Annotated in this window: 22 protein-coding genes and 1 tRNA gene; 16 read left to right on the top strand and 7 right to left on the bottom strand. The window is 45.7% G+C overall.

The genetic code is table 11. The features are described 5' to 3' along the window. Positions 1–19 precede the first annotated feature (19 nt). From BXO87_RS13290 to pstB (BXO87_RS13310), 5 genes are read left to right on the top strand one after another with little or no spacing between them, the layout of a single operon-like run. Positions 20–922 (top strand): phosphate ABC transporter substrate-binding protein, encoded by a 903-nt coding sequence (locus BXO87_RS13290; RefSeq protein WP_007408304.1) that lies wholly within the window; start codon positions 20–22, stop codon positions 920–922. Positions 923–970: 48 nt separating this feature from the next. Continuing rightward, a complete protein-coding gene (pstC, locus tag BXO87_RS13295; RefSeq protein ID WP_012117997.1) occupies positions 971–1,900 on the top strand; it encodes a phosphate ABC transporter permease subunit PstC in 930 nt (309 codons plus the stop codon). Next, positions 1,900–2,784 (top strand): phosphate ABC transporter permease PstA, encoded by an 885-nt coding sequence (gene pstA / locus BXO87_RS13300; RefSeq protein ID WP_038459212.1) that lies wholly within the window; start codon positions 1,900–1,902, stop codon positions 2,782–2,784. Before pstC ends, pstA begins: the two co-directional genes overlap by 1 nt. Before the next feature lie 18 nt (positions 2,785–2,802). Then, positions 2,803–3,609, top strand: coding sequence for a phosphate ABC transporter ATP-binding protein PstB (gene pstB / locus BXO87_RS13305; RefSeq protein ID WP_038459209.1), 807 nt, complete (start codon positions 2,803–2,805; stop codon positions 3,607–3,609). Between the two features lie 11 nt (positions 3,610–3,620). Then, the gene (gene pstB / locus BXO87_RS13310; RefSeq protein ID WP_038459206.1) at positions 3,621–4,403 is read left to right on the top strand and encodes a phosphate ABC transporter ATP-binding protein PstB; all 783 of its coding nucleotides are present in this window, start codon (positions 3,621–3,623) and stop codon (positions 4,401–4,403) included. Between the two features lie 99 nt (positions 4,404–4,502). On the opposite strand, the gene BXO87_RS13315 is transcribed toward pstB (BXO87_RS13310), so the two are convergent. After that, entirely contained in the window at positions 4,503–4,967 is a 465-nt protein-coding gene (locus tag BXO87_RS13315) for an endolytic transglycosylase MltG (RefSeq protein WP_007408308.1), read from the bottom strand. Next, complete coding sequence (locus BXO87_RS13320) at positions 4,964–5,317, bottom strand: hypothetical protein (RefSeq protein ID WP_003153047.1); 354 nt, start codon at positions 5,315–5,317, stop codon at positions 4,964–4,966. Before BXO87_RS13320 ends, BXO87_RS13315 begins: the two co-directional genes overlap by 4 nt. A gap of 346 nt (positions 5,318–5,663) precedes the next feature. Here BXO87_RS13320 and rpmG point away from each other — a divergent pair, with 346 nt between their 5' ends. The 3 genes from rpmG to BXO87_RS20565 all read left to right on the top strand — a co-directional run bounded on the left by rpmG (position 5,664) and on the right by BXO87_RS20565 (position 6,690). Next, a complete protein-coding gene (gene rpmG, locus BXO87_RS13325; protein WP_003153056.1) occupies positions 5,664–5,813 on the top strand; it encodes a 50S ribosomal protein L33 in 150 nt (49 codons plus the stop codon). A gap of 78 nt (positions 5,814–5,891) precedes the next feature. Next, positions 5,892–6,446: a 5-formyltetrahydrofolate cyclo-ligase gene (locus BXO87_RS13330; protein WP_038459203.1), complete on the top strand. Its 555-nt coding sequence runs from the start codon at positions 5,892–5,894 to the stop codon at positions 6,444–6,446. Positions 6,447–6,516: 70 nt separating this feature from the next. Further along, positions 6,517–6,690, top strand: a complete 174-nt coding sequence (locus BXO87_RS20565) for a hypothetical protein (RefSeq protein WP_007408311.1) — start codon at positions 6,517–6,519, stop codon at positions 6,688–6,690. Between the two features lie 75 nt (positions 6,691–6,765). Here the strand turns inward: BXO87_RS20565 and nhaC are convergent, their stop codons facing one another. Further along, on the bottom strand, positions 6,766–8,130 hold the full coding sequence (gene nhaC / locus BXO87_RS13335; protein WP_038459201.1) for a Na+/H+ antiporter NhaC: 1,365 nt from the start codon (positions 8,128–8,130) through the stop codon (positions 6,766–6,768). Positions 8,131–8,327: 197 nt separating this feature from the next. On the opposite strand from nhaC, the gene BXO87_RS13340 reads away from it, so the two are divergent. The 5 genes from BXO87_RS13340 to BXO87_RS13360 all read left to right on the top strand — a co-directional run bounded on the left by BXO87_RS13340 (position 8,328) and on the right by BXO87_RS13360 (position 12,173). Further along, positions 8,328–8,537 carry a YqgQ family protein gene (locus BXO87_RS13340; RefSeq protein ID WP_007612586.1) on the top strand — a complete coding sequence of 70 codons (210 nt, stop codon included), beginning with the start codon at positions 8,328–8,330 and terminating at the stop codon, positions 8,535–8,537. A 34-nt stretch (positions 8,538–8,571) separates the two neighbouring features. Continuing rightward, positions 8,572–9,534 (top strand): glucose kinase GlcK, encoded by a 963-nt coding sequence (gene glcK / locus BXO87_RS13345; RefSeq protein ID WP_038459199.1) that lies wholly within the window; start codon positions 8,572–8,574, stop codon positions 9,532–9,534. 81 nt (positions 9,535–9,615) lie between these two features. Next, on the top strand, positions 9,616–10,743 hold the full coding sequence (locus BXO87_RS13350) for a M14 family metallopeptidase (protein ID WP_038459197.1): 1,128 nt from the start codon (positions 9,616–9,618) through the stop codon (positions 10,741–10,743). A 72-nt stretch (positions 10,744–10,815) separates the two neighbouring features. Then, entirely contained in the window at positions 10,816–11,853 is a 1,038-nt protein-coding gene (locus BXO87_RS13355; protein ID WP_038459195.1) for a YqgU-like beta propeller domain-containing protein, read from the top strand. Between the two features lie 5 nt (positions 11,854–11,858). Next, positions 11,859–12,173 (top strand): MTH1187 family thiamine-binding protein, encoded by a 315-nt coding sequence (locus BXO87_RS13360; protein ID WP_003153073.1) that lies wholly within the window; start codon positions 11,859–11,861, stop codon positions 12,171–12,173. A gap of 32 nt (positions 12,174–12,205) precedes the next feature. Here BXO87_RS13360 and BXO87_RS13365 read toward each other — a convergent pair whose 3' ends face one another. Continuing rightward, complete coding sequence (locus BXO87_RS13365; protein ID WP_003153076.1) at positions 12,206–12,379, bottom strand: DUF2759 domain-containing protein; 174 nt, start codon at positions 12,377–12,379, stop codon at positions 12,206–12,208. A 154-nt stretch (positions 12,380–12,533) separates the two neighbouring features. Here BXO87_RS13365 and BXO87_RS13370 point away from each other — a divergent pair, with 154 nt between their 5' ends. Beyond that, complete coding sequence (locus tag BXO87_RS13370) at positions 12,534–13,172, top strand: MBL fold metallo-hydrolase (protein WP_003153077.1); 639 nt, start codon at positions 12,534–12,536, stop codon at positions 13,170–13,172. Positions 13,173–13,210: 38 nt separating this feature from the next. On the opposite strand, the gene BXO87_RS13375 is transcribed toward BXO87_RS13370, so the two are convergent. After that, positions 13,211–13,456, bottom strand: a complete 246-nt coding sequence (locus tag BXO87_RS13375; RefSeq protein WP_003153078.1) for a DUF2626 domain-containing protein — start codon at positions 13,454–13,456, stop codon at positions 13,211–13,213. 236 nt (positions 13,457–13,692) lie between these two features. On the opposite strand from BXO87_RS13375, the gene BXO87_RS13380 reads away from it, so the two are divergent. Then, the gene (locus BXO87_RS13380; protein ID WP_038459192.1) at positions 13,693–14,073 is read left to right on the top strand and encodes a Spx/MgsR family RNA polymerase-binding regulatory protein; all 381 of its coding nucleotides are present in this window, start codon (positions 13,693–13,695) and stop codon (positions 14,071–14,073) included. A gap of 63 nt (positions 14,074–14,136) precedes the next feature. Here the strand turns inward: BXO87_RS13380 and BXO87_RS13385 are convergent. After that, positions 14,137–14,207: transfer RNA gene (locus tag BXO87_RS13385), tRNA-Gln, on the bottom strand. A 71-nt stretch (positions 14,208–14,278) separates the two neighbouring features. Here BXO87_RS13385 and BXO87_RS13390 point away from each other — a divergent pair. Beyond that, positions 14,279–15,109 (top strand): STAS domain-containing protein, encoded by an 831-nt coding sequence (locus BXO87_RS13390; RefSeq protein ID WP_038459190.1) that lies wholly within the window; start codon positions 14,279–14,281, stop codon positions 15,107–15,109. Positions 15,110–15,146: 37 nt separating this feature from the next. On the opposite strand, the gene BXO87_RS13395 is transcribed toward BXO87_RS13390, so the two are convergent. Next, positions 15,147–16,448 (bottom strand): hemolysin family protein, encoded by a 1,302-nt coding sequence (locus BXO87_RS13395; protein WP_038459188.1) that lies wholly within the window; start codon positions 16,446–16,448, stop codon positions 15,147–15,149. Positions 16,449–16,582 lie beyond the last annotated feature (134 nt).

Consider the following 16,582-nt stretch of genomic DNA (forward strand, 5'->3'; position numbering starts at 1 on the left):
TGCAGGGGGAATTCAGGAAATGAAAAAAAACAAATGGATGCTTATGCTTCTGATGGCTGCTGTTATGATTGTTGCTGCAGCATGCGGAAATGCAAAGGAAAGCGGCAAGACAGACAGTCAATCTGCAAGTGAGGATAAAAAAGCATCAGGTTCTTTAACCATTTCTGGTTCATCAGCCATGCAGCCGTTAGTACTGGCAGCGGCGGAAAAGTTTATGGAAAAACATCCGGATGCTGATGTGCAGGTGCAAGCGGGAGGTTCAGGAACAGGTCTTTCGCAAGTGTCTGAAGGGGCAGTGCAAATCGGCAACTCAGATGTCTTTGCTGAAGAAAAAGAAGGCATTGATGCGAAAGCCCTAAAAGACCACCGAGTAGCGGTAGTGGCGATGGCGGCTGCGGTCAACCCCGGTGCGGGCGTAAAGGATATAACCAAAAAACAGCTGACAGACGTCTTTACAGGAAAAATTAAAAACTGGAAAGAGCTTGGCGGTAAAGATCAAAAAATTACACTCGTGAACCGTCCTGATTCATCAGGAACACGCGCTACGTTCGTCAAATACGCGCTTGACGGAGCAGATCCTGCTGAGGGCATTACAGAGGATTCCTCCAATACAGTCAAAAAAATCATTGCGGAAACGCCGGGAGCTATCGGTTATCTGGCATTCTCTTATATAAACGATGACAAAGTAACGCCTTTATCGATCGGAGGCATCAAACCGGAAGAGAAAAACGTCGTCACAGGCGAGTATCCGATTTGGGCTTACGAGCACTCTTATACGAAAGGTGAAGCGTCAGGCCTTACAAAAACGTTTCTTGACTATATGAACAGCGATGAAGTACAGAAAAGTATCGTAAAAGATCAAGGCTACATTCCGATCTCTGATATGAAAGTCACACGTGACGCAAACGGCAAGCAAAGCTGAGGGGAGGGCGGGCTCCCCGCCTCTTCTTCCTTATAGGAGTGTAAACAAATGATAAATCACAGAGAAAAAGAGTCTGTAAGCGAACGCTTAATAAGCTCAAAACAAAACAGGCAAATGGATGAAGTCCGCGGAAGGGTGATTGTGTCTGTGTGTGCCGCGATTATCATTGCGGCATCAGCGGCGATCACAATTTTTCTCGGCATTAAGGGGCTGCAATCTTTTTTTGTAAATGGTGTAAGCCCGATTGAGTTCTTAACAAGTCTGAATTGGAATCCAACCCAGGCAAAACCTGAGTTCGGCGCGCTGCCTTTTATTTTCGGATCATTTGCGGTCACGGTTCTGTCGGCTCTGATCGCAGCGCCCCTCGGTATTGCGGGTGCCGTGTTTATGACGGAAATTGCGCCGACTTGGGGAAAAAAGGTGCTGCAGCCGGTAATTGAGCTGCTTGTCGGCATTCCGTCCGTCGTTTATGGATTCATAGGTCTTACAGTATTGGTTCCGTTTATCGGCTCTTTTAAATCAAGCGGAACGGGTCACAGCCTTCTGGCGGGGACGATCGTACTCTCGGTAATGATTCTGCCGACTGTTACATCGATTTCCGCTGATGCGCTTGCGTCACTTCCGAAACATCTTCGCGACGGTTCATACGCGCTTGGTGCGACGAGGTGGCAGACAATCAGAAAGGTGCTTATCCCGGCGGCGTTTCCGACATTGCTGACCGCCGTCGTGCTCGGGATGGCAAGAGCGTTCGGAGAAGCACTCGCCGTACAGATGGTTATCGGAAATACAAAGCTTCTGCCGGAAAGCCTGCTTGATACGGCGGGAACATTAACGACGATTATCACGTTAAACATGGGCCATACCACATACGGCAGTATTGAAAATAATACGTTATGGTCTATGGGGCTTGTTCTTCTCATCATGTCGTTTCTGTTTATATTGCTCATACGCTACTTGTCATCTAGGAGGAAAGTGTAATGAACCGGAAAATAACGGATAAATTGGCCACCGGTGTATTCGGGTTATGCGCTGCTGTAATCGCGGCGATTTTGGCAGGATTGTTTTTGTACATTCTCATTCACGGCGTCTCTGAAATCTCCTTGCATTTTCTTACGTCAAAATCGAGCGCCATTTCGTCAGGCGGCGGAATACGGGATCAGCTTTTTAACTCCTTTTACATTCTGTTTATCACCATGCTGATCACGATACCGCTTGGTGTGGGGGGCGGCGTTTTTATGGCTGAATATGCGCCCCAAAATAAAATCACCGATTTTATCAGAACGTGTATTGAGGTGCTGTCTTCGCTTCCGTCCATTGTCATCGGGATGTTCGGCATGCTGATGTTTGTAAATCTGACCGGATGGGGCTACACGATTATCGGAGGCGCGCTCGCATTAACGGTCTTTAACCTTCCCGTTATGGTCCGGGTGACAGAAGGCGCGCTCACTGCAGTTCCTAAGGAGCTGAAAGAAGCTTCTCTCGCTTTAGGCGTATCGAGATGGCATACCGTCAAAACGGTGCTGATTCCGAGTGCGATTCCTTCGATTTTAACCGGAGCCATTCTCGCATCAGGAAGAGTATTCGGAGAAGCGGCCGCATTGTTATTTACAGCGGGATTGACAACGCCGCGGCTGAATTTTACCGATTTAAACCCGTTTTCTGAATCATCTCCTTTCAACATTTTCAGGCCGGCTGAGACGCTGGCGGTTCATATATGGAGTGTCAATACGCAGGGAATCATCCCTGATGCCGAAGCGATTGCAAACGGCGGCTCGGCGGTGCTGGTGATTTCGGTGCTCTTGTTTAACCTTTGTGCAAGATGGCTCGGATCTGTCATTTATAAAAAGCTTACGGCAAATTAATCGGAAAGAGGCGAAAACATGATTGATCACATCATCAGGGAACATGCGGAACAGACAAAGCGTTCGCCGGAGTCTTCGGTTTTGGAAGTGAAGCATCTATCAATTTATTACGGTGACAAACAAGCGGTTAAAGATGTAAACATGAATATTGAAAAACATGCGGTGACGGCTCTGATCGGTCCGTCCGGCTGCGGGAAATCAACATTTTTGAGACAGATTAACAGAATGAACGATGCTATTCCTTCGGCAAGAAGTGAGGGAGAGATTCTTTATGAAGGGCTGAATATTTTGGGGGAAGCGGTTAATGTCGTGTCTCTCAGACGGGAGATCGGTATGGTGTTTCAAAAACCGAATCCATTCCCGAAATCCATTTACAATAACATCACACATGCGCTGAAGTATGCGGGTGAACGCAGAAAAGCCGTTTTGGATGATGCGGTCGAAGAAAGCTTAACGAAGGCTGCGCTTTGGGATGAAGTCAAAGACCGGCTTCATTCATCGGCTCTGTCGTTATCAGGCGGCCAGCAGCAGCGCCTTTGCATCGCCCGTACGCTTGCGATGAAACCTGCCGTGCTTCTTTTAGATGAACCCGCTTCAGCTCTGGACCCTATTTCAAACGCCAGAATCGAGACGCTTTTGACAGAACTGAAAAAAGATTATTCGATTATTATCGTTACGCACAACATGCAGCAGGCGCTGAGGGTGTCTGACCGAACGGCTTTCTTTTTAAACGGGGAAGTGGTGGAATACGGGCAGACAGAACAAATTTTTACGAGTCCTAAAGCGCAAAAGACAGATGATTACATTAACGGAAAGTTCGGATAGGGGGAAGGACTGTGAGCCTTGTGAAGGAAGCGGTGCACACACATAATTTATTTGATATTCACGGCATGAACGTATGGTACGGAGCCCATCAGGCTTTAAAAGACATTACGATCGGTTTTGAGGAGCGGAAGGTAACTGCGATCATCGGTCCGTCCGGCTGCGGGAAATCCACTTTTATTAAAACATTAAATTTAATGCTGCAAATGGCCCCGAATGTCAAAGTGACAGGCGACATGATCTATAACGGGCGCAATCTGCTGAAAGAAAAGACGGATGCGGCAGAGTTAAGAAAACAGATCGGTATGGTGTTTCAAAAAGGCAATCCGTTTCCCCAGTCGATATTTGAGAATGTCGTGTACGGTCCGAGAATTCACGGCGAAAAAAATAAAAAGAAACTGCTTGAAATCGCCGAGGAATCTTTAAAGGCAGCTGCGCTCTGGGATGAAGTGAAAGACCGCCTTCACCAGCAGGCGCTTTCACTGTCAGGCGGTCAGCAGCAGCGGCTGTGCATCGCAAGGGCGCTCGCCACAAAACCGGACGTCCTTCTGATGGATGAACCGACGTCTGCTCTTGATCCCGTGTCCACGCGAAAAATAGAAGAGCTGATTTTGACATTGAAAGAAAAGTATACAATCGTCATTGTGACGCACAACATGCAGCAGGCTGCGAGGGTCTCTGATCAAACCGCGTTTTTCTATATGGGCGAATTGGTGGAGTGGGGCGATACGGGCAAAATATTTTCTCAGCCGGATCATCAAAAAACACATGATTACATCACCGGAAAATTCGGATGAAAAAAACGGGCCCGGCCATTGACCGGGTCCGTTTTATACTGCCTATTAAAAAAGCCTGCCGGCCGTATCCATCTGAATGGACGATGCCTGCAAGCTTTTTTAGCGGGTTAATGTTTTGACGATTTTTTTAAAGCTCATATCTGAGTCGACTTTGAAATGGCCGGCGCGGATTTCTTTATGGTAGCCTGCGTCAATGACGTAATCATTAAAGTCCTTCGCTGAAGGAATAATCCCTTCTTTTTCAAGAATGGATGACACATCAGCAGTGCTCATTCCGTCTTTAATCGTCAGTTTGTATGTTACTTTTTTCTTTTTGGCGTCTGTGTTTTGGTCGTTGTTTAACGATTTTTCTTTAGAATCAAGCAGTTTTTGATAGTCATCCCGGTTGACGGAGACTTTTTGCTGATCGTCCAGGTAGCTGTTTACTTCTTTTTCTGTCAATGCTGTTTTTTCGGTTTTAACGGCGGCTGCCTGGTCATGGTCAGTCAAATAGAAGACAGCGGCGAGGACGGCCGTCGCTAAAATCATGCCTGCTGCAAAAGCCTGAATGCCCCGTTTTGTCATACGAGCACCTTCTCATTATCTTTAATAATGGTATTGACGTCCTCGACAGACACGTGCTCCGCTTTTGCGATGGCTTCCGCAGACATTCCGTTGTTATATTTTGAAATGATTTGTTTGGCGATTTTTTGATTAATGCCGCTGCTTTTGGCTTTGCGGATCACGAGGTTGGTTTCCAGCAATTCTTCTTCAAGCACCGTCATTTTCTTTTTCAGCTTGTAAATTTCCTGCATGGCGGAAAGCTGAAGCGTTTCAAGCTCCTGTTCTACATCTTTCATCGGATCTCTTTGAGAATATGAGAATGCAATAAGCGCTATACTGACGATAAACAACGCAATAATAGCAATTTCCACGTTTCATCACCTTCTATTATTAATTTGCCCTTCTTTTTTATACCATAAAACGCCGCCATTCTAAAGGAAATAGAGAAAAAAACGGAAATTTGTCGGGAAATCTTTTTTATTCGGGGAGCAAACGGTTATTTCTCTATAGATTTCGCATCAGAAAGCCCTTTTTTGTCCTGTTTCGTCATATTTTCCCTTCATCTGACGCAAGCTCATTCAGAGGATCAGAAGCGTAAACTGATGTTTTCTGCACTTAAACAACATTTCATGTAAATCACTCTAGCATTCCGTCCATTATAGTGGTATTATATATAAGTCTGAATAAGTAAATGATATTTAGTTTGGAGGGAAAATAATGCGCGTTAATATTACTTTGGCTTGCACTGAATGTGGTGAGCGTAACTATATTTCTAAAAAGAACAAACGCAACAATCCGGACCGCGTTGAATTTAAAAAATATTGCCCACGTGATAAAAAATCTACGTTACACCGTGAAACAAAATAAGCTGTTTAAAACAGCGGAAAAAGCTGGAGCTTTCAATAAAGTTCTGGCTTTTTTGTCTTTCAGGGAGGTTTGAGAAACGTGAAAGCGCAAATCAGAACCGATATAAAAGCAAAGCTTTCTGACATGACAGAAAGTGAATGGGAGAAAAAATGCCGCAGCATGCGTGAAACGCTGTTTTCTTTAAAAGAATGGAAACAGGCCCGCGTGATCGCCGTTACCATCTCGACACGCCTGGAAATTCCGACACGGCCGATTATTGAACAGGCCTGGAAAGAGAAAAAACAAGTCTGTATCCCAAAATGCTTTCCGCAGACGGGAGCGATGGAGTTCCGTACATTTTCTGCGTATGATCAGCTGGAAACCGTATATGCGGGCCTCAGTGAACCGATCGAGAGCCTGACGGAAAAAGCCGCCCAAAATGACATTGACCTTGTGATTGTGCCAGGCGTGGCTTTTGACCGGGAAGGCTTCAGAATCGGATACGGCGGAGGATATTATGATCGGTACCTGTCCGGTTATAAAGGCCGTACCGTGTCGCTTCTCTTTGACTGCCAGCTGACAGACCGCATTCCCCGCATGCCCCACGATATTCCGGTCGATATGATCGTGACTGAATCTGAAACCATCGCTTAATCGCATAAAAAACTTCTTGCACCGGAATAATTCTCGCTGTTTGACAAACGATAGGGGCAGGAGGGATAAGATGAAAAAATTGTTGATCTACTCATTATGCGCCGTATCTGTTTTAGCCGTTTACCAAAACCGCTACCGTCTGATGAACAGCGTGCTCAGCCAGCCGGGGATCAGACGGTCATTCATTCATTTCTTTTTAAAAATACCGTTTATCAGAAACAAATTCATTCAGCAGGCATTTTAAACAAATCCCGTTTTTCAGCGGGATTTTTTGCATAAGAAAACCTGCCGGTAAAAAACGGCAGGTTTTCTCGTATTGTCAGCTTTTTTTCAGGAAACCGAGCAGAATTGAGATCATAGGAGAAATGTACAGAAAAAAGGTAAACGGCAGGTAGTCGATGACGGAAACCCCTAATGCGCTTGCCATAAAAGCGCCGCTTACTCCCCAGGGAATCAGCGGGTTAATCAATGTTCCGCCGTCCTCAAGCGACCGCGCAAGGTGAATCCGCTTAATGCTGAGCTTGTCATATAAAGGTTTATAAGATTGACCCGGAATTAAAATCGACAAATACTGCTCACCTGTCGCAAGGTTTACGCCTATACTTGAGAAGACGGTCGCCATGACAAGACGTCCTTTCGTATGCACGCCTTTTATCAATCCTTGAAGCAGCGCCGCGATCAGGCCCGTTTTTTCCATCAGGCCGCCGAGCGCAAAGGCGATCATGATCAGAGAGACTGAACCCATCATCGATTGGAGCCCGCCTCTGTTGATAATGCTGGCCACAGCCTGGTCGCCGGTTTTAAACGCTGTCCCGCTTTGCAGGGCGGATATAAATCCTTGAATGCTGCTGTCAGGAATAAAAACAGCAGTCAGAAGCCCTGCGGAAATAATACCGGCGGTAAGCACCGGAATCACGGAAACCCGTCTCACAGCTAAAATGATCACCAACAGAGGTGAAAGAAGCGACCAAGGCGTAACGTGCACGGCCTCTTTCATTCCGGAAATGACAGCCTCAATATTTTGCGTTGAAGCGGCATTTATTGAAACCGATGAACCGAGAATATAAAAAAGAACAATCGTGATCAGCAGTGCCGGAACGGTAGTGCCCATCATATGGCGAATATGCTTAAAAATCGGAATTTCGCCGATTCCGGCGGCAAAATTCGTCGTGTCGGACATCGGTGACATTTTATCACCGAAACAAGCCCCGCAAATGACTGCTCCCGCCGTCCATTCGAGCGGAACTCCCGCCGCGCTTGCTACCCCTAACAGCGCGACGCCGATTGTACTGACAGTTGTCAGACTTGAGCCGACAAGCGTGCTAATGATCATGCAGGAAAATAATGCGGTCAAAAGCAGCTGACTCGGCTGTATAATTGACAAAGCGTAAACGGTGACGGTGGGAATGGCGCCGCTGTACATCCAGGCGCCGATCAGCACACCGATCAAAGCCAGCACGATAATCGGCTGCACACCGTTTTTCAATCCGCTGACAATTCCTTTTTCAAGACTGTCCCACGAGAAACCGAGCCACAAACCTGCCAGAGACAGAATAATGACGCAAAAGAACAGCGGCATATGCGGCTCTGTATGAAAGAAAAACAGGCAGGACATAATGACTGCTAACATCAAGACAAATAAACTGATGGCTGAGATGAACGTCAGCCTTTTTTCTTGTTTCAAAACAACACCCCATCAAACTTTAATCCTTTTGTGCTTTTGGGCACGAAAGTATTGTAACAGAAAAACGCATAAATGAGTGTTTTTTTACAATTATGAATATACAATTTATGAAAAAGACACAAGGATATTTTCTCCAATCGTTTTTTGCTTGACGCCCGGATCAGTGATGAAATACGCTTATATTAAGAAGAATAGAAATGGTGAAGCAGATGAATTCATTTTATGACGTGCAGCAGCTGTTTAAGTCATTCGGACATATCGTTTATTTCGGTGACAGACAAGCCGAGATTGACTTTATGAAAGATGAATTAAAGGAAATGTACTTGTCAAACGTGATTGAAAGAGAATTATGGCAAAAAGCCGCCGGAGTTCTTCAGAGAGAATCGGAGCGGATCAAAGGCAGATAACACAGCAGGATTTTAATAAGAAAAGGAGATTATTATGGAAGATACATGGTTTGCGGGGATTGATCTTGGCGGGACAACCATCAAGCTGGCCTTCATCAACATGTACGGTGAAATTCAGCATAAATGGGAAGTTCCGACCGATAAATCAGGAAACACAATTACGGTCACGATCGCTAAAGCGCTTGATCAGAAGCTGGAAGAACTGAACAAGCCGAAACGGATCGTAAAATGGATCGGAATGGGAGCGCCCGGACCCGTGGAAATGGCGACGGGAGTGGTCTATGAGACGACAAATATGGGGTGGAAAAACTATCCGCTGAAAGACCATCTCGAGGCGGAAACGGGTATTCCGGCCGTCATTGAAAACGATGCCAATATCGCGGCGCTCGGAGAAATGTGGAAGGGTGCAGGTGACGGGGCCAAAGATGTCATTTTAGTGACGCTCGGAACCGGAGTCGGCGGAGGCATCATCGTCAACGGAGAAATCGTTCACGGTAAAAACGGGGCCGGCGGAGAAATCGGTCATATTTGCAGTATTCCGGAAGGAGGAGCTCCGTGCAACTGCGGAAAATCCGGCTGCATCGAAACGATTGCGTCCGCAACAGGCATCGTCCGCATCGCGAAAGAAAAGCTTGCGGCGGTTTCCGGCTCTTCGCTCTTACAAGTGGATGATCTGACGGCACGTGACGTGTTCGAAGCGGCTAAACAGCAGGATAAGACAGCGCTTGAAGTCGTCGATTATGTCGCAAAACATTTAGGCCTCGTGCTCGGAAATCTGGCAAGCGCCATGAACCCGACGAAAATCGTGCTCGGCGGAGGGGTCTCTAAAGCGGGTGAAATTCTGCGGTCAAAAGTGGAAGAGACTTTCAAAATCACCGCGTTCCCGCGTTCTGCGGAAGCGGCCGATATTTCGATTGCGGCACTTGGAAATGACGCTGGAGTCATCGGCGGGGCGTGGATTGCCAAAAATGAATGGCTCAAACATCAAAACTGCTGAAGAAAGTCTGCCTGCCCATATCGCGGGCGGCTTTCTTTTTTTATCTCCCCTGTCATATAGTTTTTAAAAAGGGGGATGAACATGGCCGGAATTCGTGTCAAACCTGAATTGAAACAGCATATGACAGATATTGCAAAGGTGCTTTCAATTGATGAAAAACTGTTGAAAGCCGCTGATAAAACGGCGGAAAACGATGAATTATTTTGTCCCGGCTTTGCCGTGAGCGGGCAGTCAGAGGGTCCGCCGCTTGAGACGCTGAGCGGGCTTTCGCGATACATCCGGCACTGTGAAAGGATTCTTTTCGCTGATCAATGGGTGAAGGAAGAAAAGGTGTACGGCTCCGAATCGGTTTATGAAGAAATTGAGAAAATAACGGATGTCTTTCCGTTTGTCACATGCCGTAAAATCGGCAGTTCCGTATTGGGAAAGCCGCTATATGAGCTGAAAATAGGTGCGGATACGGCTGAAAGAAAAGTCCATGTAAACGCCTCATTTCATGCCAATGAATGGATCACCACCTCGGTCGCGCTTAAATGGTATAAAGAATATTGCGCGGCGTTATGCGAAAATAAAACCGTTTTCGGGCACTCTGCGCTTGATATATTCAGCCGGACATCATTGTCATTCGTTCCGCTCGTAAATCCCGACGGGGTTGATCTCGTACTTTACGGATGTGGAGATTTATCAGAAAAAAATGAATTTCTTAATCAATTAAATGAGCACCGCCCCGATTTCCGCGAATGGAAGGCGAATATAAACGGTGTGGATTTAAATAAACATTTCCCATCCAATTGGGATATTGAACAGAGGCGCAAACCGAAAGCCCCTTCGTACCGTGATTTTCCGGGGACGGCGCCGCTCACTGAACCGGAGGCGCAGGCGATGCACCGGCTGATAACGGAACAGCCGCCTGACAGGCTGATCGCGCTTCATACGCAGGGAGAAGAGATTTATTGGGGATACGAAGGATGTGAACCGGAGCAATCATCGCGGATGATTCGGGAGTTTGAAGCGATAAGCGGAAACCGCTATCAAGGCGTTAAAACCATTGACAGCCATGCCGGTTTTAGGGATTGGTTTATACAGCAGTATGGAAAAGAGGGCTATACCATTGAGCTCGGGAAGGGAAAAAACCCTTTGCCTTTTCATCAGTTTGCTGATATTTATCAAGCGACGGAAGGTATTTTGTGGAGGTCGCTTGTTTTTTGAGACATCTGTGAAATTTCTCATTTGTTTACATAAACAAATATGGGACAATAGAAAAGAATGGAGGGAAGGCTGGTGAGATACTTGGTTTGTGTTCTGCTGTCCGCATTCGTTCTGTGTTTAGCGGCCTGTGAACCATCTCATCAGCAGCAAGACACAGGCGTTTCGGCAAAATCGGCAGAACAGAAAATCGTTCCGCTCAGTAAAAAGGAAGCGGAGAAAACGGAAGGATGGCTGGATAACAGAACGATCCTGTATACAGCACATCATCAGCTGATGAAATATGATCTTTTCAGCGGAAAATCCGAACGGATCTATGAAACAAAGGGCAATATTGTCAATGTAAAGATCAGCCGGAAAAAACAGCTGATTCTCGTACAGGTGACAAGCAAAGGTCAGACTGAGCTTGTGCTTATGAACAAGCGGGGGAAAAGACTTTATCACAAAGCCTTTAACTCTTATGAGCTGGAGACGGCCTGGAATCCGTATGACCCGTATCAAGTGATGATTACCGTTTTTACTGAAACATGGGACTTCACAGCCTATACGGCCGATATGAACAACGGCATTTTAAAAAAGAGTCCCGTTCAGGCCCCTTTTGTCCATTGGACCTCCACTGATGAATTCCAATATATCAAGCAAGGAAAAACGGAGGAAGAGGGTCCTTTATATTCTTATGACTTGCAGACAAAAAAAGAAAAAAGAGTGCTTCATCACGTCATCTGGGCTGATTCCCGCCCGGGCATGGCGATTGCCGTCAGACAAACGGATCAATCGGACGGAGACGGCGAGTTCCTTTTCCAAAAGCCGGCATCCGTGACACACCGCTTTCCTCTCCAAGAAAAGTATAAGAGCTTTGCGCCGATGGAATATGATTACGATCAGACACACAAGCGGTTTTACATATTCAAGCCTGAAGGCCGCTCTTACAATCTGATCAGCTTTGACTTAGGAGACGAACGGGAGCGGACGGTGCTCAAAAACACGGAAATGGAGCCGATTCAGATCTCTCCGAACGGGGAATACGCTTTATACGGCTTTACGTATGACCGTCTGATTTCACTGAAAACAGGCATGACAGAACCAATCATAACAAATGAAAAAGGAGTTTGAACCAAATGGCAATTGCAGATGTGACAATCATTCCGATCGGAACAAAAACACCGAGCGTCAGTGAGTATGTAGCGGATGTGCAAAACATTTTGGAGGGTTACAAAGCTGCCGGCAAAATCAAATTTCAGCTCACGCCGATGAACACGTTGATTGAAGGTGAGCTGAGCGACTTATTCGCAGTCATTCAGGACATTCACGAAGCCCCGTTCCAAAAAGGGCTGCACAGAGTGGCGACAAATATCCGCATTGATGACAGACGTGATAAAGAAACGACGCTGGAGAGCAAAATCAAAAGTGTCAGCAAACATTTGCAGCAATAAAAAATAAGCCTGTATCCATTGGATACAGGCTTTTAATGTGCAGTCGGATAGCCGCTGGTTACAACGGTCATTACGGTAAACCAGCCAAACACGCCCAGCGTGGCGGCGGCTAACAAAAATCCCAGGATATTTCTCTGTCTGACAGCCCGCAGGACTCCTAATACAGCTAATAATGCGACAAGGCCGAAGATTACAACAAGTAACATCATGCTCCTCCTTTGTCATTGGAACCTGAAAATCTTTCCATTTCATTTTAACCGTTTTCATTTTGTTTGTCGATAGCGTTTTCCCGGACGCATTCATTGAATCTTCCGCAGAAAACCTTCATAATAAGGGCATATACATAAAGAGGTGATGAAAGTGAAATGGAGACGAATGCCGGCCGGTCCGATTCAGGCAAACGCGTATTTTCTTGTCAGTGAGGATCAGTCCTGTCTTATTTTTGATCCGGGCGGGGAAGCGGACAAAATCAACAATTACATAAAAGAAAACAATCTGAAGCCGCTGGCCATCTTACTGACGCACGCTCATTTTGACCATATCGGCGCGCTTGATGAAGTAAGAGACAGATGGGATGTTCCCGTATATCTTCACAAAAATGAAGAAAAGTGGCTGGAGGACTCTTCCTTAAACGGATCAGGCATATTGCGGGGCATCGCCGTAACGGCACGGCCCGCCGAACGGCTGATTGAAGGCGACGGCATATTGGACATCGGACCTTTCCATTTGGAGACATTGTTTACGCCGGGACATTCACCGGGAAGCGTTTCTTATTATGTGAAGGACGCTGATCTGGTGATTTCAGGTGATGTGCTTTTTCAGGGAGGCATCGGCCGAACTGATTTACACGGCGGAAGTCAGGACGTATTGCTTGATTCCATTCATCAAAAACTGCTCACGCTTCCCGGACATACACTTGTATTAAGCGGGCACGGGCCGGAAACGGATATCCAGACAGAGCAGGAGCGAAACCCGTTTATCAATGGTTTTTCACTGTAAATGAAAAAAGACAGACCATAATGGTCTGTCTTTTTCTGTCAGTGGGTTCCGCCGCCCGGTGTCATAATAAAAATAGAGTAATATGTAAATCCGGCGAAAAATACGGTTAAGTAAGCTCCGAAAATATAAATATACATCCGCTCAGTCAGATTCAAATAAGAAAGAAATACGAAAAAGATCGTCTGTCCAAAAAACAAAAGAGAAGCGTCTTTCATGCCCCCTAAAAAAAACATGACTGCAAATATACCCGTCCAAAATCCTAACACCCGGAACATGCGATTCATTCCTTATCCCCTCCCGAGAGTCTATCTGAAGTTTATTATAATAGATCGGCACTCAAAATGTAAACATTTTCATGATTATATTTATTGTGGAATTTATGTCTTTCCCTGTGTTTTATATCTTATGCCGCTCTCTGAAAAAGATCCGAAAAATCTTTTTGAAATATGTTTAATGAAAAAAAGTTCAGGGTACTTATGTTAACAAAGAGACGGATTATCCGAGGGAGGAATTTTTAAAAATGAAAGAACTTATTTTTTATTCATACCCGAGCTGCACATCATGCCGAAAAACGAAACATTGGTTAAAAGCCCACAATGTTGACTTTCAAGAGCGCCATCTATTCAGGGAGACACCGACAATTGATGAATTGAAGCAGATCTTATCATTAACGACCGAAGGAATTGATGAAATATTGGCGACGAGAAGCCAAACATTTAAAAACCTCAACCTGAACATTGAAGAAATGACTGTAAATGAAGTGCTGAAGCTTTTGACTGAGAAGCCGAAACTGCTGCGGCGTCCGATTCTGATCGATCGCAATAAGCTCGTTATCGGATACAATCCAGGAGAACTGATGAAGCTGACGAAGAAAAAAACGATACATCAATCTGTATCATAAGAGAAAAACGAAGATCCGCTGATCAAATTTATCAGCTAATCTTCGTTTTTTGCGGTTGCGGGACTGGGCTAGCTGGATTCGAACCAACGATCACGGAGTCAAAGTCCATTGCCTTACCGCTTGGCTATAGCCCATCGGATGTAATTACAGTATGTGCGTCAGGCGCCGATTTATACATACAAAGGAATTTGAATGGAGGAGACCTGTGAAACATTTGAATGAAACATTATCTCGAACCTTAATTGAAGAATCAGGTGAAATCACACGCCAATGGCTGCTCATACCAAAATCGGGGCGGCCTTCAGATGATCAGAAAGCGGAAATGCAGCACCGTCTGTTAATTGAAATCGTTGCCGGCATTTTATCGGAAAAAGACGGCGGGGAAGAGGAGCTGACAAAATGGGCGCTTCAGTTCGCAAGGGACCGGGCCGTCCATGAAGTACCGGTCTATGAAAGCGTCACGAGCTTTAAAGAATTCCGGAGATTGGTTTGGAACCGCATACAGACATGCTGTGAAACGATGTCTGAGAAGCCTGGGGCGAATGCGGTATTCCAATGGGGAGAGAAGCTGAACAAAGCAATTGACCATATGATTGAAGTATTTACAGAGGAATATTATAAAGTGACGGTTACACAATTAAACGCCCAAAAAGAAATGATTAACGAACTAAGCGCGCCGATTATGCCGATTGCCGACGGTATTGGAATTTTGCCGCTCGTCGGTGAAATTGACACCTACCGGGCAAAAATGATTTTGGAATCGGTGCTTGATCAATGTTCTTCACTCCGTCTTTCTTATCTATTTTTAGATATATCAGGTGTGCCGATTGTGGATACGATGGTCGCTTATCAGATTTTTAAAGTGATTGACAGCACAAAACTTCTTGGCATAGAAACGACAATCTCAGGCATCAGGCCGGAAATCGCGCAGACCGTCGTGAAGCTCGGCATCGATTTTTCTCAGGTGAAAACGGAGCAGAGTCTGGCGAAAGCACTGGCAAAAAACGGATTTATCGTAAAAGAATCATTAAGATGATAAAAAGCTGAATGGCCGGGAGGGATTTCTCCCTCAGCTATTCAGCTTTGTCAGCTTCAATCGTAATGATATGATGGCTGTCGATTTCTTTTACCGTAAATGTGTAGCCTTCAAAATCAATGGTGCTCCCGGGCTTCGCGTCAATATGCTGAGTAAGAAACCAGCCCCCGAGTGTATCGACTTGATCAGCCGTAATCTCTGTTCCGAGTACATCATTGGCGTCACTGATCAGCAATTTGGCGTTCAGGAGATAGCGGTTCTCCCCAAGCTTTTGAACGGAAGGTGTTTCGTCCGTATCAAATTCGTCGCGGATTTCGCCGACGATCTCTTCAATGATATCTTCCGCCGTTACTAATCCCGCGGTTCCGCCGTACTCATCAATGAGAATGGCCATATGGGTGTGTTCCCGCTGCATTTTAACGAATAATTGATAAATCGGAATCGTCTCTATCACATGGATTGCCGGCTGGATGTAAGGGCTGAGTTCGTGTTTTGTAAACGCCGCTCCTTCTGACAGGAATCTGAATAAAACTTCTTTTATATTGATGATACCGACTACATGATCTTTATCTCCTTTTACTACAGGATACCGGGTATATTTATTTGTTTTAATAATGTCCCGGAGCATATGTCCCGATCCGCTGTCTAACGGCAGGCTCACCATTTCATTCCGGGGCACCATAATTTCTTTGGCAGTGCGCTTATCAAATGTAAAAATGTTATTTACGTAATGCAGCTCGCTTTTTTTGATCATGCCGCTTCGATAGCTTTCGGCAAGGAGCACCCGCAATTCCTCTTCCGTATAAGCCATTTCATGTTCGGAAGCAGGCTTCAAGCCGAACATGGCTGTAATCAGGCGGGCGGAATGATTGAGCAGCCAGATGAACGGAAACATTAACTTATAAAACAAAATCATCGGTCTGGCAGACAAAAGTGTAATCCGCTCGGCTTTTTGGATAGCAAAACTTTTCGGGGCGAGTTCGCCGATAACGACATTCACATATGTAACCAGCAGAAAGGCGATGATTAATGACAGGACTTGGGCAACCGCTTCGTGAACTCCGGTCTTTAAAAATAACGGCTGAAGCATTGCTTTGACTGTCGGTTCACCCAGCCAGCCGATTCCCAAAGCGGTGACGGTGATGCCCAATTGGCACGCCGATAAATATTCATCGAGGTGTGTAATGACATGCTTGGCTGCTTTTGCTCCTTTTACATCTTCCTCAATGAGCTGATTAATGCGGGAGCGCCTTGCTTTAACGATTGAAAACTCTATGGCGACAAAACACGCCGTTAATAAAATAAATAGTACGATGGCAGATAGTTTGATGATATACAATGTAACGCCTTCCGCGAAGGAAGGCTTGCACCTCCCTTTTTTCGGAATAATACCACTGTAGAAAGCTGCTCAAACATCGAACCTGGTTTAGCCTGCTTCATTTACGGTAATAAAACAAGAAAGCGATACTGGAG

The sequence above is a fragment of the Bacillus sp. GZB genome (assembly GCF_001975995.1).
In the GTDB taxonomy this organism is placed as follows: domain Bacteria; phylum Bacillota; class Bacilli; order Bacillales; family Bacillaceae; genus Bacillus; species Bacillus velezensis.